This is a genomic window from Bradyrhizobium diversitatis, from assembly GCF_016031635.1.
GTDB lineage: Bacteria > Pseudomonadota > Alphaproteobacteria > Rhizobiales > Xanthobacteraceae > Bradyrhizobium > Bradyrhizobium diversitatis.
Genome location: NZ_JACEGD010000038.1, coordinates 40,937 through 57,367, shown reverse-complemented (window position 1 = coordinate 57,367; position 16,431 = coordinate 40,937). Strand labels below are relative to the sequence as shown.

At 63.3% G+C, this 16,431-nt stretch carries 17 protein-coding genes; 6 read left to right on the top strand and 11 right to left on the bottom strand.

Annotation, left to right across the window (positions count from 1 at the left end; all coding sequences use genetic code 11):
- The 4 genes from H1B27_RS31940 to H1B27_RS31925 form a co-directional block, all read right to left on the bottom strand.
- A partial coding sequence (locus tag H1B27_RS31940) for an electron transfer flavoprotein subunit beta/FixA family protein (protein ID WP_197968786.1) occupies nucleotides 1-430 on the bottom strand: 430 nt, incomplete at its 3' end.
- Nucleotides 431-446: 16 nt separating this feature from the next.
- Complete coding sequence (locus H1B27_RS31935) at nucleotides 447-1,469, bottom strand: NADP-dependent oxidoreductase (RefSeq protein ID WP_197968785.1); 1,023 nt, start codon at nucleotides 1,467-1,469, stop codon at nucleotides 447-449.
- A 63-nt stretch (nucleotides 1,470-1,532) separates the two neighbouring features.
- Nucleotides 1,533-2,690: an acyl-CoA dehydrogenase family protein gene (locus H1B27_RS31930; protein WP_197968784.1), complete on the bottom strand. Its 1,158-nt coding sequence runs from the start codon at nucleotides 2,688-2,690 to the stop codon at nucleotides 1,533-1,535.
- A 48-nt stretch (nucleotides 2,691-2,738) separates the two neighbouring features.
- Nucleotides 2,739-3,527 carry an enoyl-CoA hydratase/isomerase family protein gene (locus tag H1B27_RS31925; RefSeq protein WP_197968783.1) on the bottom strand — a complete coding sequence of 263 codons (789 nt, stop codon included), beginning with the start codon at nucleotides 3,525-3,527 and terminating at the stop codon, nucleotides 2,739-2,741.
- Between the two features lie 237 nt (nucleotides 3,528-3,764).
- On the opposite strand from H1B27_RS31925, the gene H1B27_RS31920 reads away from it, so the two are divergent.
- The 3 genes from H1B27_RS31920 to H1B27_RS31910 are packed head-to-tail and all read left to right on the top strand — an operon-like array spanning nucleotide 3,765 to nucleotide 6,477.
- On the top strand, nucleotides 3,765-4,865 hold the full coding sequence (locus H1B27_RS31920; RefSeq protein ID WP_197968782.1) for a phosphotransferase family protein: 1,101 nt from the start codon (nucleotides 3,765-3,767) through the stop codon (nucleotides 4,863-4,865).
- Nucleotides 4,862-5,347 carry a hypothetical protein gene (locus H1B27_RS31915; RefSeq protein ID WP_197968781.1) on the top strand — a complete coding sequence of 162 codons (486 nt, stop codon included), beginning with the start codon at nucleotides 4,862-4,864 and terminating at the stop codon, nucleotides 5,345-5,347. The genes H1B27_RS31920 and H1B27_RS31915 overlap by 4 nt, the downstream gene beginning before the upstream one ends.
- A 14-nt stretch (nucleotides 5,348-5,361) precedes the next feature.
- On the top strand, nucleotides 5,362-6,477 hold the full coding sequence (locus tag H1B27_RS31910; protein ID WP_197968780.1) for an Rv3169 family protein: 1,116 nt from the start codon (nucleotides 5,362-5,364) through the stop codon (nucleotides 6,475-6,477).
- Between the two features lie 97 nt (nucleotides 6,478-6,574).
- Here the strand turns inward: H1B27_RS31910 and H1B27_RS31905 are convergent, their stop codons facing one another.
- From H1B27_RS31905 to H1B27_RS31875, 7 genes are read right to left on the bottom strand one after another with little or no spacing between them, the layout of a single operon-like run.
- The gene (locus H1B27_RS31905) at nucleotides 6,575-7,525 is read right to left on the bottom strand and encodes an NAD(P)H-dependent flavin oxidoreductase (protein ID WP_311977315.1); all 951 of its coding nucleotides are present in this window, start codon (nucleotides 7,523-7,525) and stop codon (nucleotides 6,575-6,577) included.
- A gap of 34 nt (nucleotides 7,526-7,559) precedes the next feature.
- Entirely contained in the window at nucleotides 7,560-8,471 is a 912-nt protein-coding gene (locus H1B27_RS31900; protein ID WP_197968779.1) for an SDR family NAD(P)-dependent oxidoreductase, read from the bottom strand.
- A 10-nt stretch (nucleotides 8,472-8,481) separates the two neighbouring features.
- Nucleotides 8,482-9,660 carry an acyl-CoA dehydrogenase family protein gene (locus H1B27_RS31895; RefSeq protein WP_197968778.1) on the bottom strand — a complete coding sequence of 393 codons (1,179 nt, stop codon included), beginning with the start codon at nucleotides 9,658-9,660 and terminating at the stop codon, nucleotides 8,482-8,484.
- Between the two features lie 29 nt (nucleotides 9,661-9,689).
- On the bottom strand, nucleotides 9,690-10,547 hold the full coding sequence (locus H1B27_RS31890) for an HpcH/HpaI aldolase/citrate lyase family protein (RefSeq protein WP_210343568.1): 858 nt from the start codon (nucleotides 10,545-10,547) through the stop codon (nucleotides 9,690-9,692).
- Between the two features lie 2 nt (nucleotides 10,548-10,549).
- Nucleotides 10,550-11,005 (bottom strand): MaoC family dehydratase, encoded by a 456-nt coding sequence (locus H1B27_RS31885; RefSeq protein WP_197968776.1) that lies wholly within the window; start codon nucleotides 11,003-11,005, stop codon nucleotides 10,550-10,552.
- Between the two features lie 12 nt (nucleotides 11,006-11,017).
- Nucleotides 11,018-12,217, bottom strand: coding sequence for an acetyl-CoA acetyltransferase (locus H1B27_RS31880; RefSeq protein ID WP_197968775.1), 1,200 nt, complete (start codon nucleotides 12,215-12,217; stop codon nucleotides 11,018-11,020).
- Nucleotides 12,218-12,219: 2 nt separating this feature from the next.
- Complete coding sequence (locus H1B27_RS31875) at nucleotides 12,220-13,491, bottom strand: 3-oxoacyl-[acyl-carrier-protein] synthase III C-terminal domain-containing protein (RefSeq protein ID WP_197968774.1); 1,272 nt, start codon at nucleotides 13,489-13,491, stop codon at nucleotides 12,220-12,222.
- Between the two features lie 288 nt (nucleotides 13,492-13,779).
- On the opposite strand from H1B27_RS31875, the gene H1B27_RS31870 reads away from it, so the two are divergent.
- Genes H1B27_RS31870 through H1B27_RS31860 form a run of 3 tightly spaced genes read left to right on the top strand, consistent with a single transcriptional unit; the run spans nucleotide 13,780 to nucleotide 16,422 of the window.
- Nucleotides 13,780-14,670, top strand: a complete 891-nt coding sequence (locus H1B27_RS31870; protein ID WP_197968773.1) for an SDR family oxidoreductase — start codon at nucleotides 13,780-13,782, stop codon at nucleotides 14,668-14,670.
- 30 nt (nucleotides 14,671-14,700) lie between these two features.
- The gene (locus H1B27_RS31865) at nucleotides 14,701-15,873 is read left to right on the top strand and encodes an acyl-CoA dehydrogenase family protein (protein WP_061879097.1); all 1,173 of its coding nucleotides are present in this window, start codon (nucleotides 14,701-14,703) and stop codon (nucleotides 15,871-15,873) included.
- 60 nt (nucleotides 15,874-15,933) lie between these two features.
- On the top strand, nucleotides 15,934-16,422 hold the full coding sequence (locus H1B27_RS31860; protein ID WP_197968772.1) for a MarR family winged helix-turn-helix transcriptional regulator: 489 nt from the start codon (nucleotides 15,934-15,936) through the stop codon (nucleotides 16,420-16,422).
- Nucleotides 16,423-16,431: the final 9 nt, after the last annotated feature.

Genomic DNA, 16,431 nt, shown 5'->3' with positions numbered 1-16,431 from the left:
AGGCGAAGGTCGCCTGCGACCAGCCCAACAGCGCGGCCAGCATCTGGCCGGTCTGGTTGGAATCATCGTCGATCGCCTGCTTGCCGAGGATGATCAGGCCCGGCTGCTCTTCGTCGGCAACCTTCTTCAGGATCTTGGCGACGGCGAGCGGCTCGACGGCGCCTTCGGCCTTCACCAGGATGCCGCGGTCGGCGCCCATGGCGAGGCCAGTGCGGATCGTCTCCGATGCCTGCGCAGGTCCGATGGAGACCACCACAACCTCGGTGGCCTTGCCGCCTTCCTTCAGGCGCAGCGCTTCTTCGACTGCGATTTCGTCGAACGGGTTCATGGACATCTTGACGTTGGCGAGTTCAACGCCCGATCCATCGCCCTTGACGCGGACCTTGACGTTGTAATCGACCACCCGCTTTACCGGCACTAAGACCTTCATCGATCCTCTCCCGACGCTACGTCGCGGCCTCGAGCCGGATGATCGGCTTGCCGCGGTTTCTGCCTTCATACAGGCCCGCCAATGCTGCCGGCGCCTGTTCCAGTCCAAGAAGAACATCCTCGTCGTAGACGAGGGCGCCACTCAAGGCGAGGCGCGTCAGTTCGTCGGCGGCCTCAGGAAAAGCCGCGACATGATCGAAGATTATGAATCCCGCCCAATGTAGGCGACGTGTCAGCACCTCGCGTTCGGGACGCAGACCCGTCGGCGGCGGCGACCAGGACGCGATCGATGCCGTCCCGCACTGAATCATTCGCCCGCTCCTGCGCATCGATCGAATGGCCGCATCGGCGATTGCGCCACCGGTGTTGTCGAAGAAGATGTCGTTGCCGTCAGGGCACGCGCGGCGAATGGCCGCCGGCAGATCGTTCTCGCTGCGGTAGTCGATCATGTCGGCATAGCCGTACCGCTCCCGCGCCAGCGCCGCCTTCTCCGCCGAGCTGGTCAGACCGACTGCCCTGCATCCGGCAAGTCGGGCCAGTTGCCCGACGAAACTGCCGACGCTGCCGGCCGCCGTCGACACCAGCACATGTTCGCCGGGCTGCGGCTTGCCGAGACCGTTGAACGCGAGATAGGCCGTCAGGCCGTTGATGCCGAGCAGGCTGAGATTTGCACTGAGCGGCAGCGCCGACGGCGTCACCCGCCGCAGGATCGCATCGGGCGTCGTCGTGCAATGTGACTGCCACCCGAACCATCCGTACAGGAAGTCGCCCTCTCCGATGCCGGGACTGCGGCTCTCGACGACCTCGCCGACCGCGAGCGCGCGCATCGGCGTATCGAGCGGCACAGGTGCGCTGTAGTTGCCTTCATCATTGGCCCATCCGCGCTGCGCCGGATCAACCGACAGATAATGGTTGCACACGAGGATCTCGCCGTCCCCGGGGCGCCTGACCGGTGCGCGCACCGGCGCGAAGTCCGCCAGCTGCGGCACTCCCCTCGGACGGGTAACGAGCCGCATCTGCAGGTTCACGGTCCGCGTCATCTCGCCTACCTCCCGGACATCGGGCCCGGGAAGGCTCTGCCTCCAAGACCCGTTTTATCGGCGTTATCGCTTGGCGTATTGCACGGCGGCGCGGCCGATGCGTTCCCGGGCGACAATCAGCTTCATGATGCCCGCGGTGCCGTCCCCGATCTCCAGCCCCATCACGTCGCGCATGCGTTGCTGATGCGGTGATTCCAGCGTCCAGCCGTAGTGGCCGAAGGTCAGCAGGCACTGATGGATGGTGTCGAAAGCGGTCTTCGGGCCCATCCATTTCACCATCGCCGCCTCCGCGGTGTGAGGCTGCCCGGCATCGCGCAGCGCGATCGCGTGATAGGACAATTGCCGGATCGCGGCCAACTGGCTTTCATATTCGACGAGCGGAAACGTCACGCCCTGGTACTGGGCGATCGGCGCGTTGAAGGCGTTGCGCGTCTTCGTGTACTCCCAGGCTTCGTCGAGGGATGCCTGCGCGCAGCCGATGCATTCCAGCGCGATCAGCGCGCGACTGTAGTCGAACCCGCGCATCACATGCGTGAAGCCCTGGTCCTCCGCGCCGAGACGGTTGGCCACGGGGACACGGACATTGTCGAAGAACACCGACCCGCGGCCGATGATCCGGCTTCCGACGTCGTTGAACCGCGTACGCGACAGACCCGGGCTGTCCGCCGAAACGACCATAGCCGTGATGCCGCCGGCGCCGCTTTCGGCCGTGCCGGTGCGCGCGAAGACGATGAAGGCGTCGGCGCAATCGGCGAAGGTGATCGAGGTCTTTTCACCGTTCAGGACGTAGTGATTGCCTTCGCGGCGGCAGCGCAATTTCATATTGCCCGCGTCCGACCCGCCGCCGGGCTCAGTGACGCAAATGCCGAGCAGCTTTTCGCCGCTGATCATGCGTGGCAGCCATTCCTGCACGAGATCCGGGGAACCGCTGTTGGCGAGGATGGCACCCAGCAGCGAGACATTGACCTGCACGGTGCTGATGTTGAAATCGCCATAGGCCAGTTCCTCGGCGATCACGCCCGCGGTAACGCCCGGTGCCGCCAGACCGCCGAACTCTTCCGGCAAATCCACTCCCAGCAGACCGAGGTCACCCAGCTCCCTGACGAGATCGCGATCCATGACTGCCGCTCGTTCGCGGGCCTGATAGCTCGGAGCAAGCCGCTGCCGCGCGAAACGGCGTGCCAGGTCGCGAATTGCCAGTTGATCTTCATTGAGCAGCATTCGATCTGGTCCTTCCGGTCAACTCAACAGACTTCGATAGAAATTGCTCTAACGCGCCTCGAAAGTCGGCTTCCTCTTGCCGAGAACCGCCTGCATGGCATTCCACGCATCCTCGGTCCGAGTAATGCGCGCCATGGCCCTCGCCTCGTTCTCGAGCTGTCCTTCCAAGCCCTCGGTCTCGCTGCTGATCAGAAGATTCTTGATCTCGCCATAGGCCAGCGTCGGGCCGGCCGCCAATAACCTGGCCAGCGCCCACGCCTCGTCATTAAGCGACTCCGCGGCAACGACCCGGTTGATCAATCCCGCCGCGGCGGCTTCGTCGGCCGAGAGCGTCTCGTTCAGCATCAGGAATTGCGACGCCCTCCGGCTGCCCATGCGCCGCGGAAGATAATATGAGCCGCCGCTGTCGCTCACGATGCCGATCCCAGCGAAGGCCGCGTAGAACTTCGCCGCCGGCGATGCCAGCACGAAATCCGCGCCTGCGACAAGCGCCACAGCTCCGCCCGCGGCCAGGGCATGGACTGCCATCACAACAGGTGCGTTCATCCGCGCAAAGCGCGAAATCGCCATGTGCAGGTCGGCCGTCGCAGTCGACACGAAATTCGCCAGATCACGCCGGTCGCGCGCCAGCGAGTTGAGATCGCCTCCCACGCTGAAAAAGCGGCCCTTGGCATCGATGAGCACGGACCTGACGTCCGGATTGACCGTGCATTCCGTCGCAAGCCTGTTCAAGTCCTCGGCGAACTGTCCGTCCAGCGGGTTGCCGCGATCGGGTTGATTCAAGGTAATATGCGCAACGCCGTCCTTGATTGCGAACTCAAATGCGCTGAGCTTCATCGCTGCCTCCCGATGTCCGATATCTTGCTTGTTGGTAAACTACATTACCTTTTTCTCGCGCATCGTGCCAAGCTCTTTTTTCGCCGCGCAAAGCCATTGGAGCGACTGTGCAAAAATTCGCCGCAACCGGCGAACATTGCGACCCGATGTCCGGCTGGACAATTTGGTGTGCTAGTTTATCATAAGCCTCGGCAGACGGCGTACCGGTCGTCTTTCATCCCGGACCTTTGAGGGAGCATGGACCAGGCCGTGACGCGGCAGCAGGAAGATATTCAACGTCCGGCGGGACGCTCGGCGCAGACAACACAACGTGGTCTCGCGCCGTTCGAGGATCCATTGGCCCTGCAGGCTGCGATCGGCGATTTTCTTAGCAAGGACGCGGGGCGTCCCATCGTCATCGAGCGGCTTCAGAAATTTCCCGCCGGCTTTTCGTGGATCACCTACGGCGTCAAGCTGCGCGGGCATCCGCGCGCCGACGACATGATCCTGCGCATCGGTCCTCCCTACGGCCTTTTCGCGCCTTACAGCGCGATGCCGGAATTCCAATCGTTATCCGCGCTGGAGGGCAGCGGCGTGCCCGTGCCCCGGGCGTTCGCGGCCAGCGATGATCATTCGATCCTGGGCGCTCCGTTCTTCTTCTGTGAGCGCGTCGCCGGCGATACGCCGCTCCCCTGGGGCGGTGGCGATGGCGCCATGAATGATGCCCGTCGCGAGAGCCTCGCAGCGGACTTCATCGATTCCCTCGCCGCGCTCCACAATTTCGATTGGAGGCGCACCGAGCTGGAGCAGTGGGACCCTAGCATTACCGTGGACAACGCCGCCGATCGTCAACTGGACTTCTGGTGGGAGCGGTTCCAGCGCTGGGCCCTGCGCGCGCACCCAATGGCACATCGAACCTTCGCTTGGCTGCGCCGCAACAAGCCGCGGGCTCCCCGCGTCACCCTCGTCCATGGGGACTATCGGCTGGGAAACTTCCTGGAACAGGATCAGCGGATTTCCGCCATTCTCGATTGGGAACTGGTCCATCTCGGGGACCCGACCGAGGACCTTGGCTGGGCGTTTTTGCCGCAATATCGCGGCGGCACCCGCATGGTCTGCGCCCTCGCCGACGAGGACGCCTTCCTGACGCGCTACCAGGACAAAGTGGGCTACAAGATCGACCGCGCGGCGCTTCACTTCTATATCGTGTTCTCGCTGCTCAAGCTCGCCCTCACCCACATGGCGGCGGCGCGGTGCTTCGAGGATGGCCTGTTCAACGACATGCGGATGCCCGCGATGGCGACGCAAATCGGCCCAGTATTTCGCCAGATCGCCAAGATCATGGAGCGCAGCTCGTGAACAACTCGCTTCCCAGGCTGATCGACGGGATGATCGCCACCTTGCGGCGTGAAGTCCTTCCCAACCTCGAAGGGGAGTTCGCGCGCGGCCAGGCTATCGGCATCATCTACATGCTCAACAGCATCCAGCGCCGCGCCAGCTGGTCGAACCGCTTCTTCCAGGAGCAGCTGATCGCGTTCAGCAAGGCCAGCAAGGAACTTCAGGCCATGGCGGGCGAATTACCCGGCGCGCCTTTGCCCGGTGTCACGAATATCCCCGATCTGCCAGATGAAGGCGCACTGGAAGCCAGGCGCAACGCCGGTGATGAGCAGCTCTGCCACATGATCGACTGGCTGGCCGAACGCCGCGACAGCCTCCCCGCCGGCGTGGTGGCTCAAGTGGAGACCATCTTGGACAACTATCTCAACCGCCAGCTCAAGTGGGACATCGAAACCAGCGCCAAACCGATGTTTACCGAGATTTCGCGGGGCCGCGAAGACTGAAGAGGAACACCCGCATGCTATCAGCTCAAGACGACTTTATCGGGCACCAGCTTCCCACGACGTTCGACCACGTCATGAACAGCGATCCGAGCTGGATGGAGCGCTACTGGTACACTGGTCACCCGAAGCCGGACGGCGATTTCATCTTCGACGTCGGGCTCGGCTGGCACCCGAACCGCAACGTGATGGATGGCTTCGCCGGCGTTACCGTCGACGGGCGGCAGCACAACTTCAGGGTCTCCCGCAGGATGCGGCCGAATCCGCTCACCACCTCGATCGGCCCCCTTCACATCCAAATCCTCGAAGGGCTGCGGCGTCATCGCCTGCTGCTCGAGCCGAACGAGTCCAGCCTCGCGTTCGACATCGAGTTCATTGCCACCATGAACCCACACGAGGAGGAAGAGCATTTCCGCCGTCGTAATGGCCGGGTTACGGAGCACATGGCGCGCGCCCAACAGCTCGGCGCCTACCGCGGCTGGATCGCGGTCGACGGCAAGCGCCGTGACATCGAGGCCGCGCACTGGCTCGGTCAACGTGATCATTCCTGGGGAATTCGCGGCGAGATGCGCACCGACGAGACGAGCCCGCCCGTCACGTTCTATCCGCCTTTCTTCTACTGCTGGACGACGGCGCAATTCGCCAACCGCGGCCTGCACCTGTTCTTCAAAGAGCGTGCCCCCGGCGACCTCATCTACATCTCCGGCGAGGAGGTGACGACCATCGGCGAGCGGTCGAGGACGACGCGGAAATTGGCTGGAATCGCTCACGATGTCGTCTGGGCCAACGATCCTCACGGCCAAACGGTCGAGCGCGCCGTGTTCGACGCCGTGTTCTCGGATGGAACGCACCGGAAGGTGGAGGTCCGCACGTTGCCGGCACGCTACTTCCTCAAGGGGGGCTTGTACGGCGGCCTGCGCGGCTGGTTCCACGGCGACGACAAGGGCAAATTCTACTCGGAGCACGATGTCTGGACCCTCGCTGACCCGGACACGCGTCAGCTGGTACGCACGCTTGCCGACCACGTGATCGAGGTCGTCGATGGCGACGAGGTCGGATACGGCATCATCGAGTACGGCGTTGGCAAGGGCTACGAGAAATACGCCCAGGTGCAGCAGCATCCGCCGATCTGATCGGCGCGAACCAGCCGGCCGCAATCAAAGGATCAGGCAAAGCGGCTCCCCGCTCTGCCGTCTTCCATTCCGGGGCCCCCAGGAGCAGCGCAGAGCGCTACACTGCGGCAATCGCGCGCCGCGCCCGAGCGTAATCGTCGGCCAGCCATGCAATGAAGTCGGCAGCAGGTTCGACCCGTTTGACCGCGCCAATGCCCTGCCCAGCGCTCCAGATATCGCGCCAGGCTTTCCGATCGGATCCGCCGCCCGAGATGTCAACTGCCCCGCGATCCGGGCGCCACAACGATGCCGGGTCCAATCCGTTGGCTGTCACGGAGGGCAGCAAGAAGGACGCATTGGCCCCCGTGAAGCAATTGGCGATCACGACATCCTTGGCCGCGCAATCCACGATCATCTGCTTGAAAGCCGGCTGCGTATTGGCCTCGGTCGAGGCCAGGAAGGGCGAACCGACATAGGCCAGATCCGCCCCGAGCGCCTCAGCTGCCAATATGGCGCTTCCCGTGGCGATACAGCCCGAGAGGATCAAGAGCCCGTGCCACCATTCGCGGATCTCCGCCATCAGCGCAAATGGAGACACATTGCCGGTGTGACCGCCGGCGCCGGTCGCGACGGCGATGATGCCATCAACCCCGATATCTGCACATTTGCGCGCCTGGCGATCATTGATCACATCGTTGAGCACGATGCCGCCGTAGCCGTGAATGGCATCCACGATCTTCGCGCTTGCCGCCAGCGCCAGAACCACGATCGGCACCCGATGCTTGATCGTCAGCTCCAGATCGGCGTCGAGTCTGTCATTCGACTTGTGCGCCACCAGATTGACCGCATAGGGAATCTGACATCCTTCCAGCCCCTGCTCGATCCGTGTCAGGTCATTGTCAAGCTCTGCGCTGGTGCGCGCATTCAGCGCCGGGATGGAGCCGATGATGCCGGAACGACATTGCGCGATCACAAGATCGGGGGTTGACGCGATGAACATCGGTGCAGCCATGACAGGGATCTTCAGGCCGCTGCGCAACCGCTTTGCAATATCCCGATTGGACTTCACGCTGCTTTCTCCCGCGCGCGAGCTTCCACGTTCATCAGACGGGATCCCAGGTGAAGATGTCGGCCGAGCGATGCAGCGGATAGAGATCGTTCGCAAACATCGGAAACACGCGGTCGATCACCGTCTCCGGCGTCCACCCCTCTGCCGTGTGCGCGGTGCGGACGGGACGCGGCTGCGAGAACAGGTAGATCTCGTTGTTCCTGACCCCGAAGATCTGTCCGGTGACATGTGCCGCCGCATCGCTTGCGAGCGCGACCACGAACGGCGCGATCTTCTCCGGCACCAGCTTCTTCAGGCCGTCGACGCGCCGTTGCTGCTCCGGCGTATTGGTTGGAATGGAATCGATCATGCGGGTCCATGCGAATGGCGCGACGGCATTCGAACGGACGTTGAAGCGCTGCATGTCGAGAGCAATTGATTTCGACAGGCCGACGATGCCCAGCTTGGCCGCCGCGTAGTTGGCTTGCCCGAAATTGCCGACCAGCCCGGATGTCGACGTCATGTGAACGTAAGCACCTGAAGCCTGGGTCTTGAAGAACGGCGCCGCGGCGCGACTGACGTGGAAGCTGCCCCGCAGATGAACGCTGATGACGGATTCGAACTCCTCCTCCGTCATCTTGTGAAACAGTCCATCGCGCAGATTCCCGGCATTGTTCACGACAGCATCGATCCGGCCGAACGTGTCGATCGCCATCTGCACCATGGATTGAGCGCCCTTCGCACTTGTGACGCTGTCCGTGTTGGCGACGGCCCGGCCCCCGGCCGCATTGATCTCGTCAGCCACCTCCTTGGCCGGCGTGCTCTCGCCGGCCTCGCCTGCAAGATTGACCCCGAGATCGTTGACCACCACGGCCGCCCCCGCCTTGGCGAACGCCAACGCGATGCCTCGTCCGACCCCACGGCCCGCGCCCGTGACCAGTGCGACCTTTCCGTCCATAATACCCATAGTGTGCGCCTCAATAGCTTTTTGGCAGGCCAAGAACCTTCTCGGCCACGAACGAGAGGATGAGCTGTTCGGTGATCGGCGCGAGCCGCGTGAGCGAGACCTCGCGATAGAGCCGCTCGACGTGATATTCCTTGGCATAGCCGAAGCCGCCATGGGTCATGACCGCCTGCCAGGCAGCGTCATGCCCGGCGCGGGCGCCGAGGAACTTCGCCGAATTTGCTTCGGCTCCGCACGGCAGTCCCTGGTCGTAAAGCTCAGCCGCCTTGACCGCCATCAGCCACGCGGACTGGAGATACATCCAATTCTCGGCCAGCGGATGCTGGATGCTCTGGTTCTGCCCGATCGGCCGGTCGAACACGACGCGCTCCTGGGCATAGCGGGTCGCCCTGCGCAATGCATCCTGTCCGATTCCGATGGCTTCGGAGGCGATCAGCACGCGTTCCGGATTGAGGCTATGAAGAATGTACGAGAAGCCCTTGCCTTCCTCGCCGATCCTGTCCTCTTCGGGAATGAACAACCCGTCGATGAAGATCGCATTCGAATCCACCGCTTTGCGCGCCATCTTCGGAATGCGCTGGACATCGATCTTGCTGCGATCCAGATCCGTGTAGAAGATCGTGATCCCGTCGGTCGGCCGCGCGCAATCCTCGTATTTCGTGGTGCGCGTCAGCAACATGATCTTGTTGGCGACCTGTGCCGTCGACGTCCAAACCTTCTGGCCACGCACGATGTAGCCGCCCTTGACCTTCTCGGCGAAAGTCTTGATCCGCGTCGTGTTCAACCCCGCGTCCGGCTCGGTAAAGCCGAAGCAGCACTGGTCCTTGCCGGCGATCAGCTGCGGCACCCACCGCGCCTTCTGCTCGGGCGTGCCTTTCACCACGATCGGATGCGGGCCGAAGAGGTTGATGTGAACGGTCGAGGCGGCCGCCATCCCGCCGCCATGGCTCGCCACCTCATGCATCATGATGGCGGCTTCAGTGACACCAAGCCCGGATCCGCCGTACTCCTCGGGCATCGTAATGCCCAGCCAACCGGCCTCGGCCATGGCGCGATGGAATTCATGCGGGAACTTGCCGTCCTCGTCGCGTGCGAGCCAGTACTCGTCATCGAACCGGGTGACGACCGCGCGCACGCCCTCGCGGATCGCATTTCGTTCGTCGTCCGTCGGTAAGGGTCTCACTTCCGTCATGGGCATATGCTCTTCGCAAACGGCTGAACCTAGAGAGAAGCCAGCGTCTTTCGCGCGGCCTTCAGATGGGGGATGTCGTACATCTTGCCGTCGATCCCGAGCGTCCCGGCCCCCGGATTGGCCTCGAATGCGGCGACGATCTTGCGCGCCTGCGCAATCTCGGCCTCAGATGGCGCAAAACACCGGTTGATCACGCCAACTTGGTCCGGGTGGATCGCCACGCGCCCGACGAAGCCGTCTCGTCGCGAGCGACGGCAATCGCGCTCGAGCCCTTCCGAATCCCTGAAGTCCGCAAAGAGCGTATCGATCGGCGCGACCTCCGCTGCGGCCGCGGCGAACAGGCATTGCGTCCTTGCCACCTGGTACGGCCAGGTCCAGCTCCCGTCGCTTTCCTTGTTGTCGGTCCCACCGATCACCGCAGACAGATCTTCTGCGCCCCAAGTCAGCGCCGCGAGCCGCGGGTGTGCTGGCGCGTAGGAGCCCAGCGCAAACATTGCCCGCGGGGTCTCGGTACAAACCACGGCAACCCGCACCGAACCGCGCTCCATGCCGGACCGCACTTCGAGGGCATCGAGGTAATAAGCGATGCGCTCGATGTCCGCGGCACCGTTGGCCTTTGGGATCAGCAGCCCGTCCAGCCCGGGTTTGACCACCGCGGCCATGTCGTCGAGCGTCAAGCCGGTATCGAGCGCGTTGACGCGTACGAAGAACGCCCAGTCACGGGACGCCTGGCCTTCGAGAAGCTGGCCCACATGACCTCGAGCCGCTGCCTTCTGGGGAGGCGCCACGGAGTCCTCGAGATCGAGGATCAGGGCGTCAGCGCCTGACTCCCGCCCGCGCGCAAATTTGCGTTCGGAATCGCCGGGTACGAACAAGAGTGAGCGCAGCCTCATGGTCGGGGCACTCGCAACATGAGCGCGGCACGCTTGCAGGTCGCAATGAGTTCGTTCCGCTGGTTATAGCCGCGATGTTCGAAGGTCACGATGCCCTGCTGAGGCCTCGATTTGCTGTCGCGCAGGGCGACCACCGTCGTCTCCGCGCGGATGGTGTCGCCGGCAAAGACAGGTTTCGGAAAGGCGACTTCCTCCCAGCCAAGATTGCCGACCGTCGTTCCCAGCGTCGTCTCCTGCACCGACAGGCCGACGATCAGCCCCAGGGTGAAGATCGAATTGATCAGTGGACGTCCGAATTCGGTGGTTTTCGCGTACTCGTGGTCGATGTGGATCGCCGCAGGATTGTGCGTCAACGTCGAGAACAGGATGTTGTCCATATCGGTAACCGTACGCCGCACCTCATGAACGAACTTCTGGCCGATTTCGAACTGCTCGAAATATTTCCCCGCCACTTGCGGTTCCTCCTAATGCAGGCGCCCGAGAATCGAGACCGCCGCGATGCTGTTGAACGGAGCCCCTCCGAGATTGTGCACCAATCCGAGATCGACTGTGCCGCGCTGCCGATCTCCGGCACGCCCAAGCAATTGGGTGTAGACTTCGTAAGCCATTCGGAGCCCCGAGGCGCCGACAGGATGACCGAAGCACTTGAGCCCCCCGTCAATCTGACAGGGCTGCGCACCCGCGCGATCGAAACGACCATCCAGAATGTCGAATGGCGCCCGCCCCTCGTCGGAGAGATTCAGATCCTCCATCGTGACGAGCTCGGTGATCGAGAAGCAGTCATGCACCTCGGTGACCGAAAGATCGCGGCGCGGCGCTTCGACACCCGCTTCGGCATAAGCGCGCTTCGCAGCCTGCCGCGTGTTTGCGACATAGCTTCCGTCCCATTCACCATACTGCAGCTCCCAGCCATGGCTGGCGCACAATTGGATCGCCTTGACGGTGACGGGATTGGCGATGCCCAGCCCTTTCGCGATGTCAGGCGTCGTCACGATGGCGCAGGCTGCGCCGTCCGACACACCGCAGCAATCGAACAGACCCAGCGGATCCGCGATCATCGGCGCCTTGAGGATGGTCTCCACGTCGACCGCCTTGCGCAGATGCGCTTTCGGGTTCAGGGCCGCGTTCTGGTGGCTCTTCCAGCTGACATGAGCCATCGCCCGCTTCAGATCGGATTTGTCGATACCGTGACGCGCCGCATAGGCACCGGCCAACTGCGCGAATGATCCTGGCGCCGAGCCGTAGGGCATCCACAGATCGTTGGCGAGGCCTTTGGTCCGGAGCGGCAGCCCGCCATAGCCCGTGTCCTTGAGCTTCTCGACCCCGACCGCAAGCGCGATGTCGACCGCGCCGGCGGCAACGGCATAGCTTGCCGCGCGCAATGCTTCCGAGCCCGTGGCACACATGTTCTCCACGCGCGACACGGGTATGCCGCGCAGGCGAAGCGCGTGCGCGAGCGGCAAGGCGCTGTTGCCGACGTTGATGTCATCGAGAGCGTTGCCCATCCAGGCAGCCTCGATCTGGCTCTTCTCGATGCCGGCGTCGGCAATCGCCTCGACAAAAGCGTCGACCATCAGGTCCTCGGGGCCCTTATTCCAGTGCTCCCCGAACGACGTGCAGCCCATGCCGATGACGGCGACCTTGTCCTTGATGCCTGTAGCCATGTCTACCTCTCGATGCTGGGACGGTCCGCGGGAGCCGCCTTCCAGAAGTAGGTCCTGAAACCGCGCCGGGCGTCGCGCGACTTGATGCGCAACAGCGGCCGCACCGCGTCTCCGACCGAAAATCCACGACCGTCCCCGTCCGTGAACTCCATCATCACGCGCGCGCCGTTGTCGAACTGCACCAGCCCGAACCAGAATGGTGGATCAGGCGTGAAGTTGAGCCGGTCAGCGGTCACCGAGACGATCCTGGCAGTACAGTCCGCCAGTCGAACGTCCTCGAACTGTTCGGGAGCCGCAGCGTCCGGCCGTACCGGAACGCGGCTCTTCGGAAACTGGATATTGCCCTCGGCGTCGCGGCCGCCGACGAAGCCGATCATGTCGCGGCCGTAGCGCTCGAGCACCGTCGCCTGGGCCTTCTGCTCCAATTCGGATCTTACGCCCCAATCGAGCTGGACGGCTCCCGTCAGGCTGAGGAAGCGCATGTAGTCGTCGAATGCCACCCCTTTGCTCAGCTGCGCCGCCGCTTCGCGCGCGCCTGGCATCTCGCCCGTAAGGCGGAACACCATCGCATCACAGCCGCTGCCGAACCCGGCCAGCAGGACGAGATCTCCCTCGCGCGCGCCCGCGCAAGCCACGGCAAACGCGAACAGCGCGTGCGCCGCTCCGAGATCACCCACGGCTTGCGCCAGATCAGCCGCGACATTCGGAGCAGTCACCCCCGTCAACCGCGAAATCTCGCGCCAGCATCCCGCGAGCGGCTCGTGCACCGCTGCGCGCGCGATCTCCGACGGCGCGACCCCCGCCGCGGCGCAGGCAGCCCTGATCGTCGGCGCGATCACTTTCCCGATTGCAGTGTCGCGGACGAATCGCTCCTCATACGCGTACGATTGCGGACGTTCGCGGGACGCGTAGATATCAACGAGGTCATGCGACAGGCTCGCGTAACCGAGCAGCTCGGCGGCGCCGCGGTCGGAAACGAACGCAGCCGCGCCGCCATCGCCGTCGGATAGGTGCTGGGAACTGCCAGCGGTCGCCGGCCGCTTCTCCCCAGCTGCGATGAGCGTATCGCCGTTCCCCAGCAAGGCATCGCGAAGCGCCGAAACCGCACATCGGCGCGAGCCGGCCACGTCGCCCGTGCGTACGGCTGGATCCAGCGCGAGAGCGTCGACGAGCAATGTCGCTTGCGACCGCTCGATAAACGGCGCGGAGGTCGATGCGAAAATCACGGCCTGAGGCCGCGGCAATCCACGCGCCGCCTCGACGGCGAGCGTCAACGCGTCTTCGTCCCACCCGGCAACGGCACGCCGACCGGACGGCCTGCCGCCCAATCCCGAAAATTTGAGAGCTTTACCGGCAGCGGCGCGCTCCAGCCGCAGCAGCGGGGCATAAACTCCAACTGCGGCAACGAAGCGCCCAGTCCGAGATTGACTTGGCGTAGTGGGCAATTTCCGTCCCTCGTTTGTAGGCGCGCAACTTGACAGCAATGCCCAATCTTGTAAATAGGTTTACGAATTTTTCGGGCCGACGTCAGAAAAGGCCGTAAACGGAGGCTTTGCCCTATTATGAGCATAGATATCTTTCGGCCGGATGCGTTGGCCGGGAAGTCGATCCTGGTTACCGGCGGGGGCAGCGGTCTCGGCAAGGAGATCAGCAAGGCGCTGGCGGACCGGGGAGCCACCGTTCACATCTGCGGGCGACGCGCCCAGGTGCTGGAAGCCGCGGCCCGCGAGATCGCGTCGTCGGACAAGGCAAAGGTTTACACGCACGTTTGCGACATCCGCGATGCCGACCAGGTCGACCAGATGATGGAGGCCATCTGGAGCGTCGGCCCCCTCACCGGTCTCCTCAACAACGCTGCCGCCAATTTCATCGCACCGACCAAGGAACTCAGCCCGCGCGGATTTCGCGCCGTCACCTCCACCGTCATGGATGGCAGCTTCCACGTCACCTTGGCGGCCGGCAAGCGATGGATCGCAGGCGGCCTCAAAGGCTCCGTGGTCAGCAATCTCGTAACCTGGGTCTGGACCGGATCGGCCTTCGTCGTTCCCTCCGCCATGGCGAAAACCGCGTTGCACGCGATGACGATGTCCCTTGCGGTCGAATGGGGCCCTTACGGCATCCGGCTCAACGCCACCGCGCCGGGACCGTTTCCCACGGAGAGCGCCTGGGAAAAGCTCAATCCGTTACCTGACACCAAATCCAGCGCGACCAGTGCCGATACCGTTCCGATGCGCCGGTTCGGCCAGATGCGCGAACTGCAAAGCCTCATCATCTTTCTGATGTCGGACGCCTGCGAATACCTGACCGGGCAAACGATCGCGATCGATGGCGGTCAACATCTCGCTGGACCTGGGACGTTCGCCGACCTGTCGGTGCTCACCGACGAGCAGTGGAAGGCCGCGCGTGATGCGATCGTCAAGTCGACCGAGCGCGACAAGTCACAACGGGCCTAAGGCAGAGACAGGCAGGCGGGCAGAGCAACAATGATCGAGCGCTCCATTTTTCGCGAAGAACATGAGATCTGGCGCGCGACGGTTCGTCGTTTCGTCGAGAAGGAGATCGTGCCGTTCCACGCCAAGTGGGAGGAAGACGGCATCGTTCCCCGGGACCTCTGGCTCAAGGCCGGCGCGGCCGGCCTCCTCTGCTGCACGGTGCCTGAAGAGTTCGGCGGCGCCGGCCTCGACTACCTGTTCGACGTTGTCGTGTTCGAGGAATTGTGGCGCGTCGGGGCGAGCGGTCCCGGCTTCCTCATCCATACCGATCTCGTCGCGACCTACATCCTCTCGTTCGGCACTGACGAACAGAAGCGCCACTGGCTGCCCAAGATGGTCCGAGGCGAAGCCATCGGTTCATTGGGCATGACCGAGCCGCACGCTGGCAGCGATCTTAAGGCGGTCCGTACCCAGGCCGTACGCGACGGCAACGAGTACGTGATCAACGGCCAGAAAGTCTTTATTTCCAACGGCCAGCTCTGCGACGTTATCGTGCTGGCGACCAAAACGGATACGTCCGCCGGCGCGAATGGGATTACGCTGTTCCTCGTGGAATCCAATCGCGAGGGCTTCCAGCGCGGACGCAATCTCGAAAAGCTCGGCATGAAAGCGCAGGATACGTCGGAGCTGTTCTTCGACAACGTTCGGGTGCCCCCCGCCAACATGCTCGGCTCTGAGGGGCGCGGCTTTCAGCACATGATGACCAAGCTGGCGCAGGAACGCCTCGCCCAGGCGATCCGCTCCGCGACGGTCACCGAGACCGTGATCGGATGGACGGTCGACTACACGACCGAACGCAAGGCATTCGGCCAGACCATCGCCGATTTCCAAAACACCCAGTTCGTTCTCGCCGACCTGAAAGCCCGGGCCACCATGGCCAGGGTGTTCACCGACAGATGCATCGACCTGTTCATCTCCGGAAAGCTGGATGCCGTCGATGCCGCCATGGCCAAGATGGTGACGTCGGAGCTGCACTGCGAGACAGTCGACAAATGCCTGCAGCTTTTCGGCGGATGGGGCTATATGTGGGAATATCCGATCTGCCGGGCTTATGCCGACGCACGCGTCGTCAAAATCGCCGGCGGTTCGATCGAGGTGATGAAGACCATCATCGCGAGAGAAATGTTCAAGGACCGCCCGAAATCGAGGGCACGGCGCGAGTGACGACGGAATGGCGCGCCCGGGAACTCGACGCAAGGGCGGTCGCATCCGTAAGGACCTTCGATGGCCAGAGATCTCAATTCAAGTCTCCGATTCGGCTTCCTCATTCACGATGTCTCGCGCTTGCGCCGCGTCGTGGTTGACCGGTCGCTGAAGCCACTCGGCATCACCCGTTCTCAATGGTGGGTGCTCGCCTTCCTCTCGCGGCGTGACGGTATGACACAAACTGCCCTTGCAGCGGACCTTGATCTGACAAAAGTGGCGATCGGCGGCCTGCTCGATCGCATGGAAGGTGCTGGCTTTATCGAACGTCGCGCCGACCGAAATGATGGGCGCGCCCGACGCGTCTATCTGACCCGCGCCGGCGCAAAGATGGTCAACACCATTCGTGAACACGTCGAGGCGGTCGAGCTTGAAATTCTCAGTCGGGTACCCGAGGAGCAACTGAATCAGGCGGCGGATACGCTGCGCACGCTCAAGGATACGCTGCTCGAGATGCTAGGCAGTGAAGCCGAAGAGGCCGAAGGCACCGAATTGGACCTCATGGGATGAAACACGGAG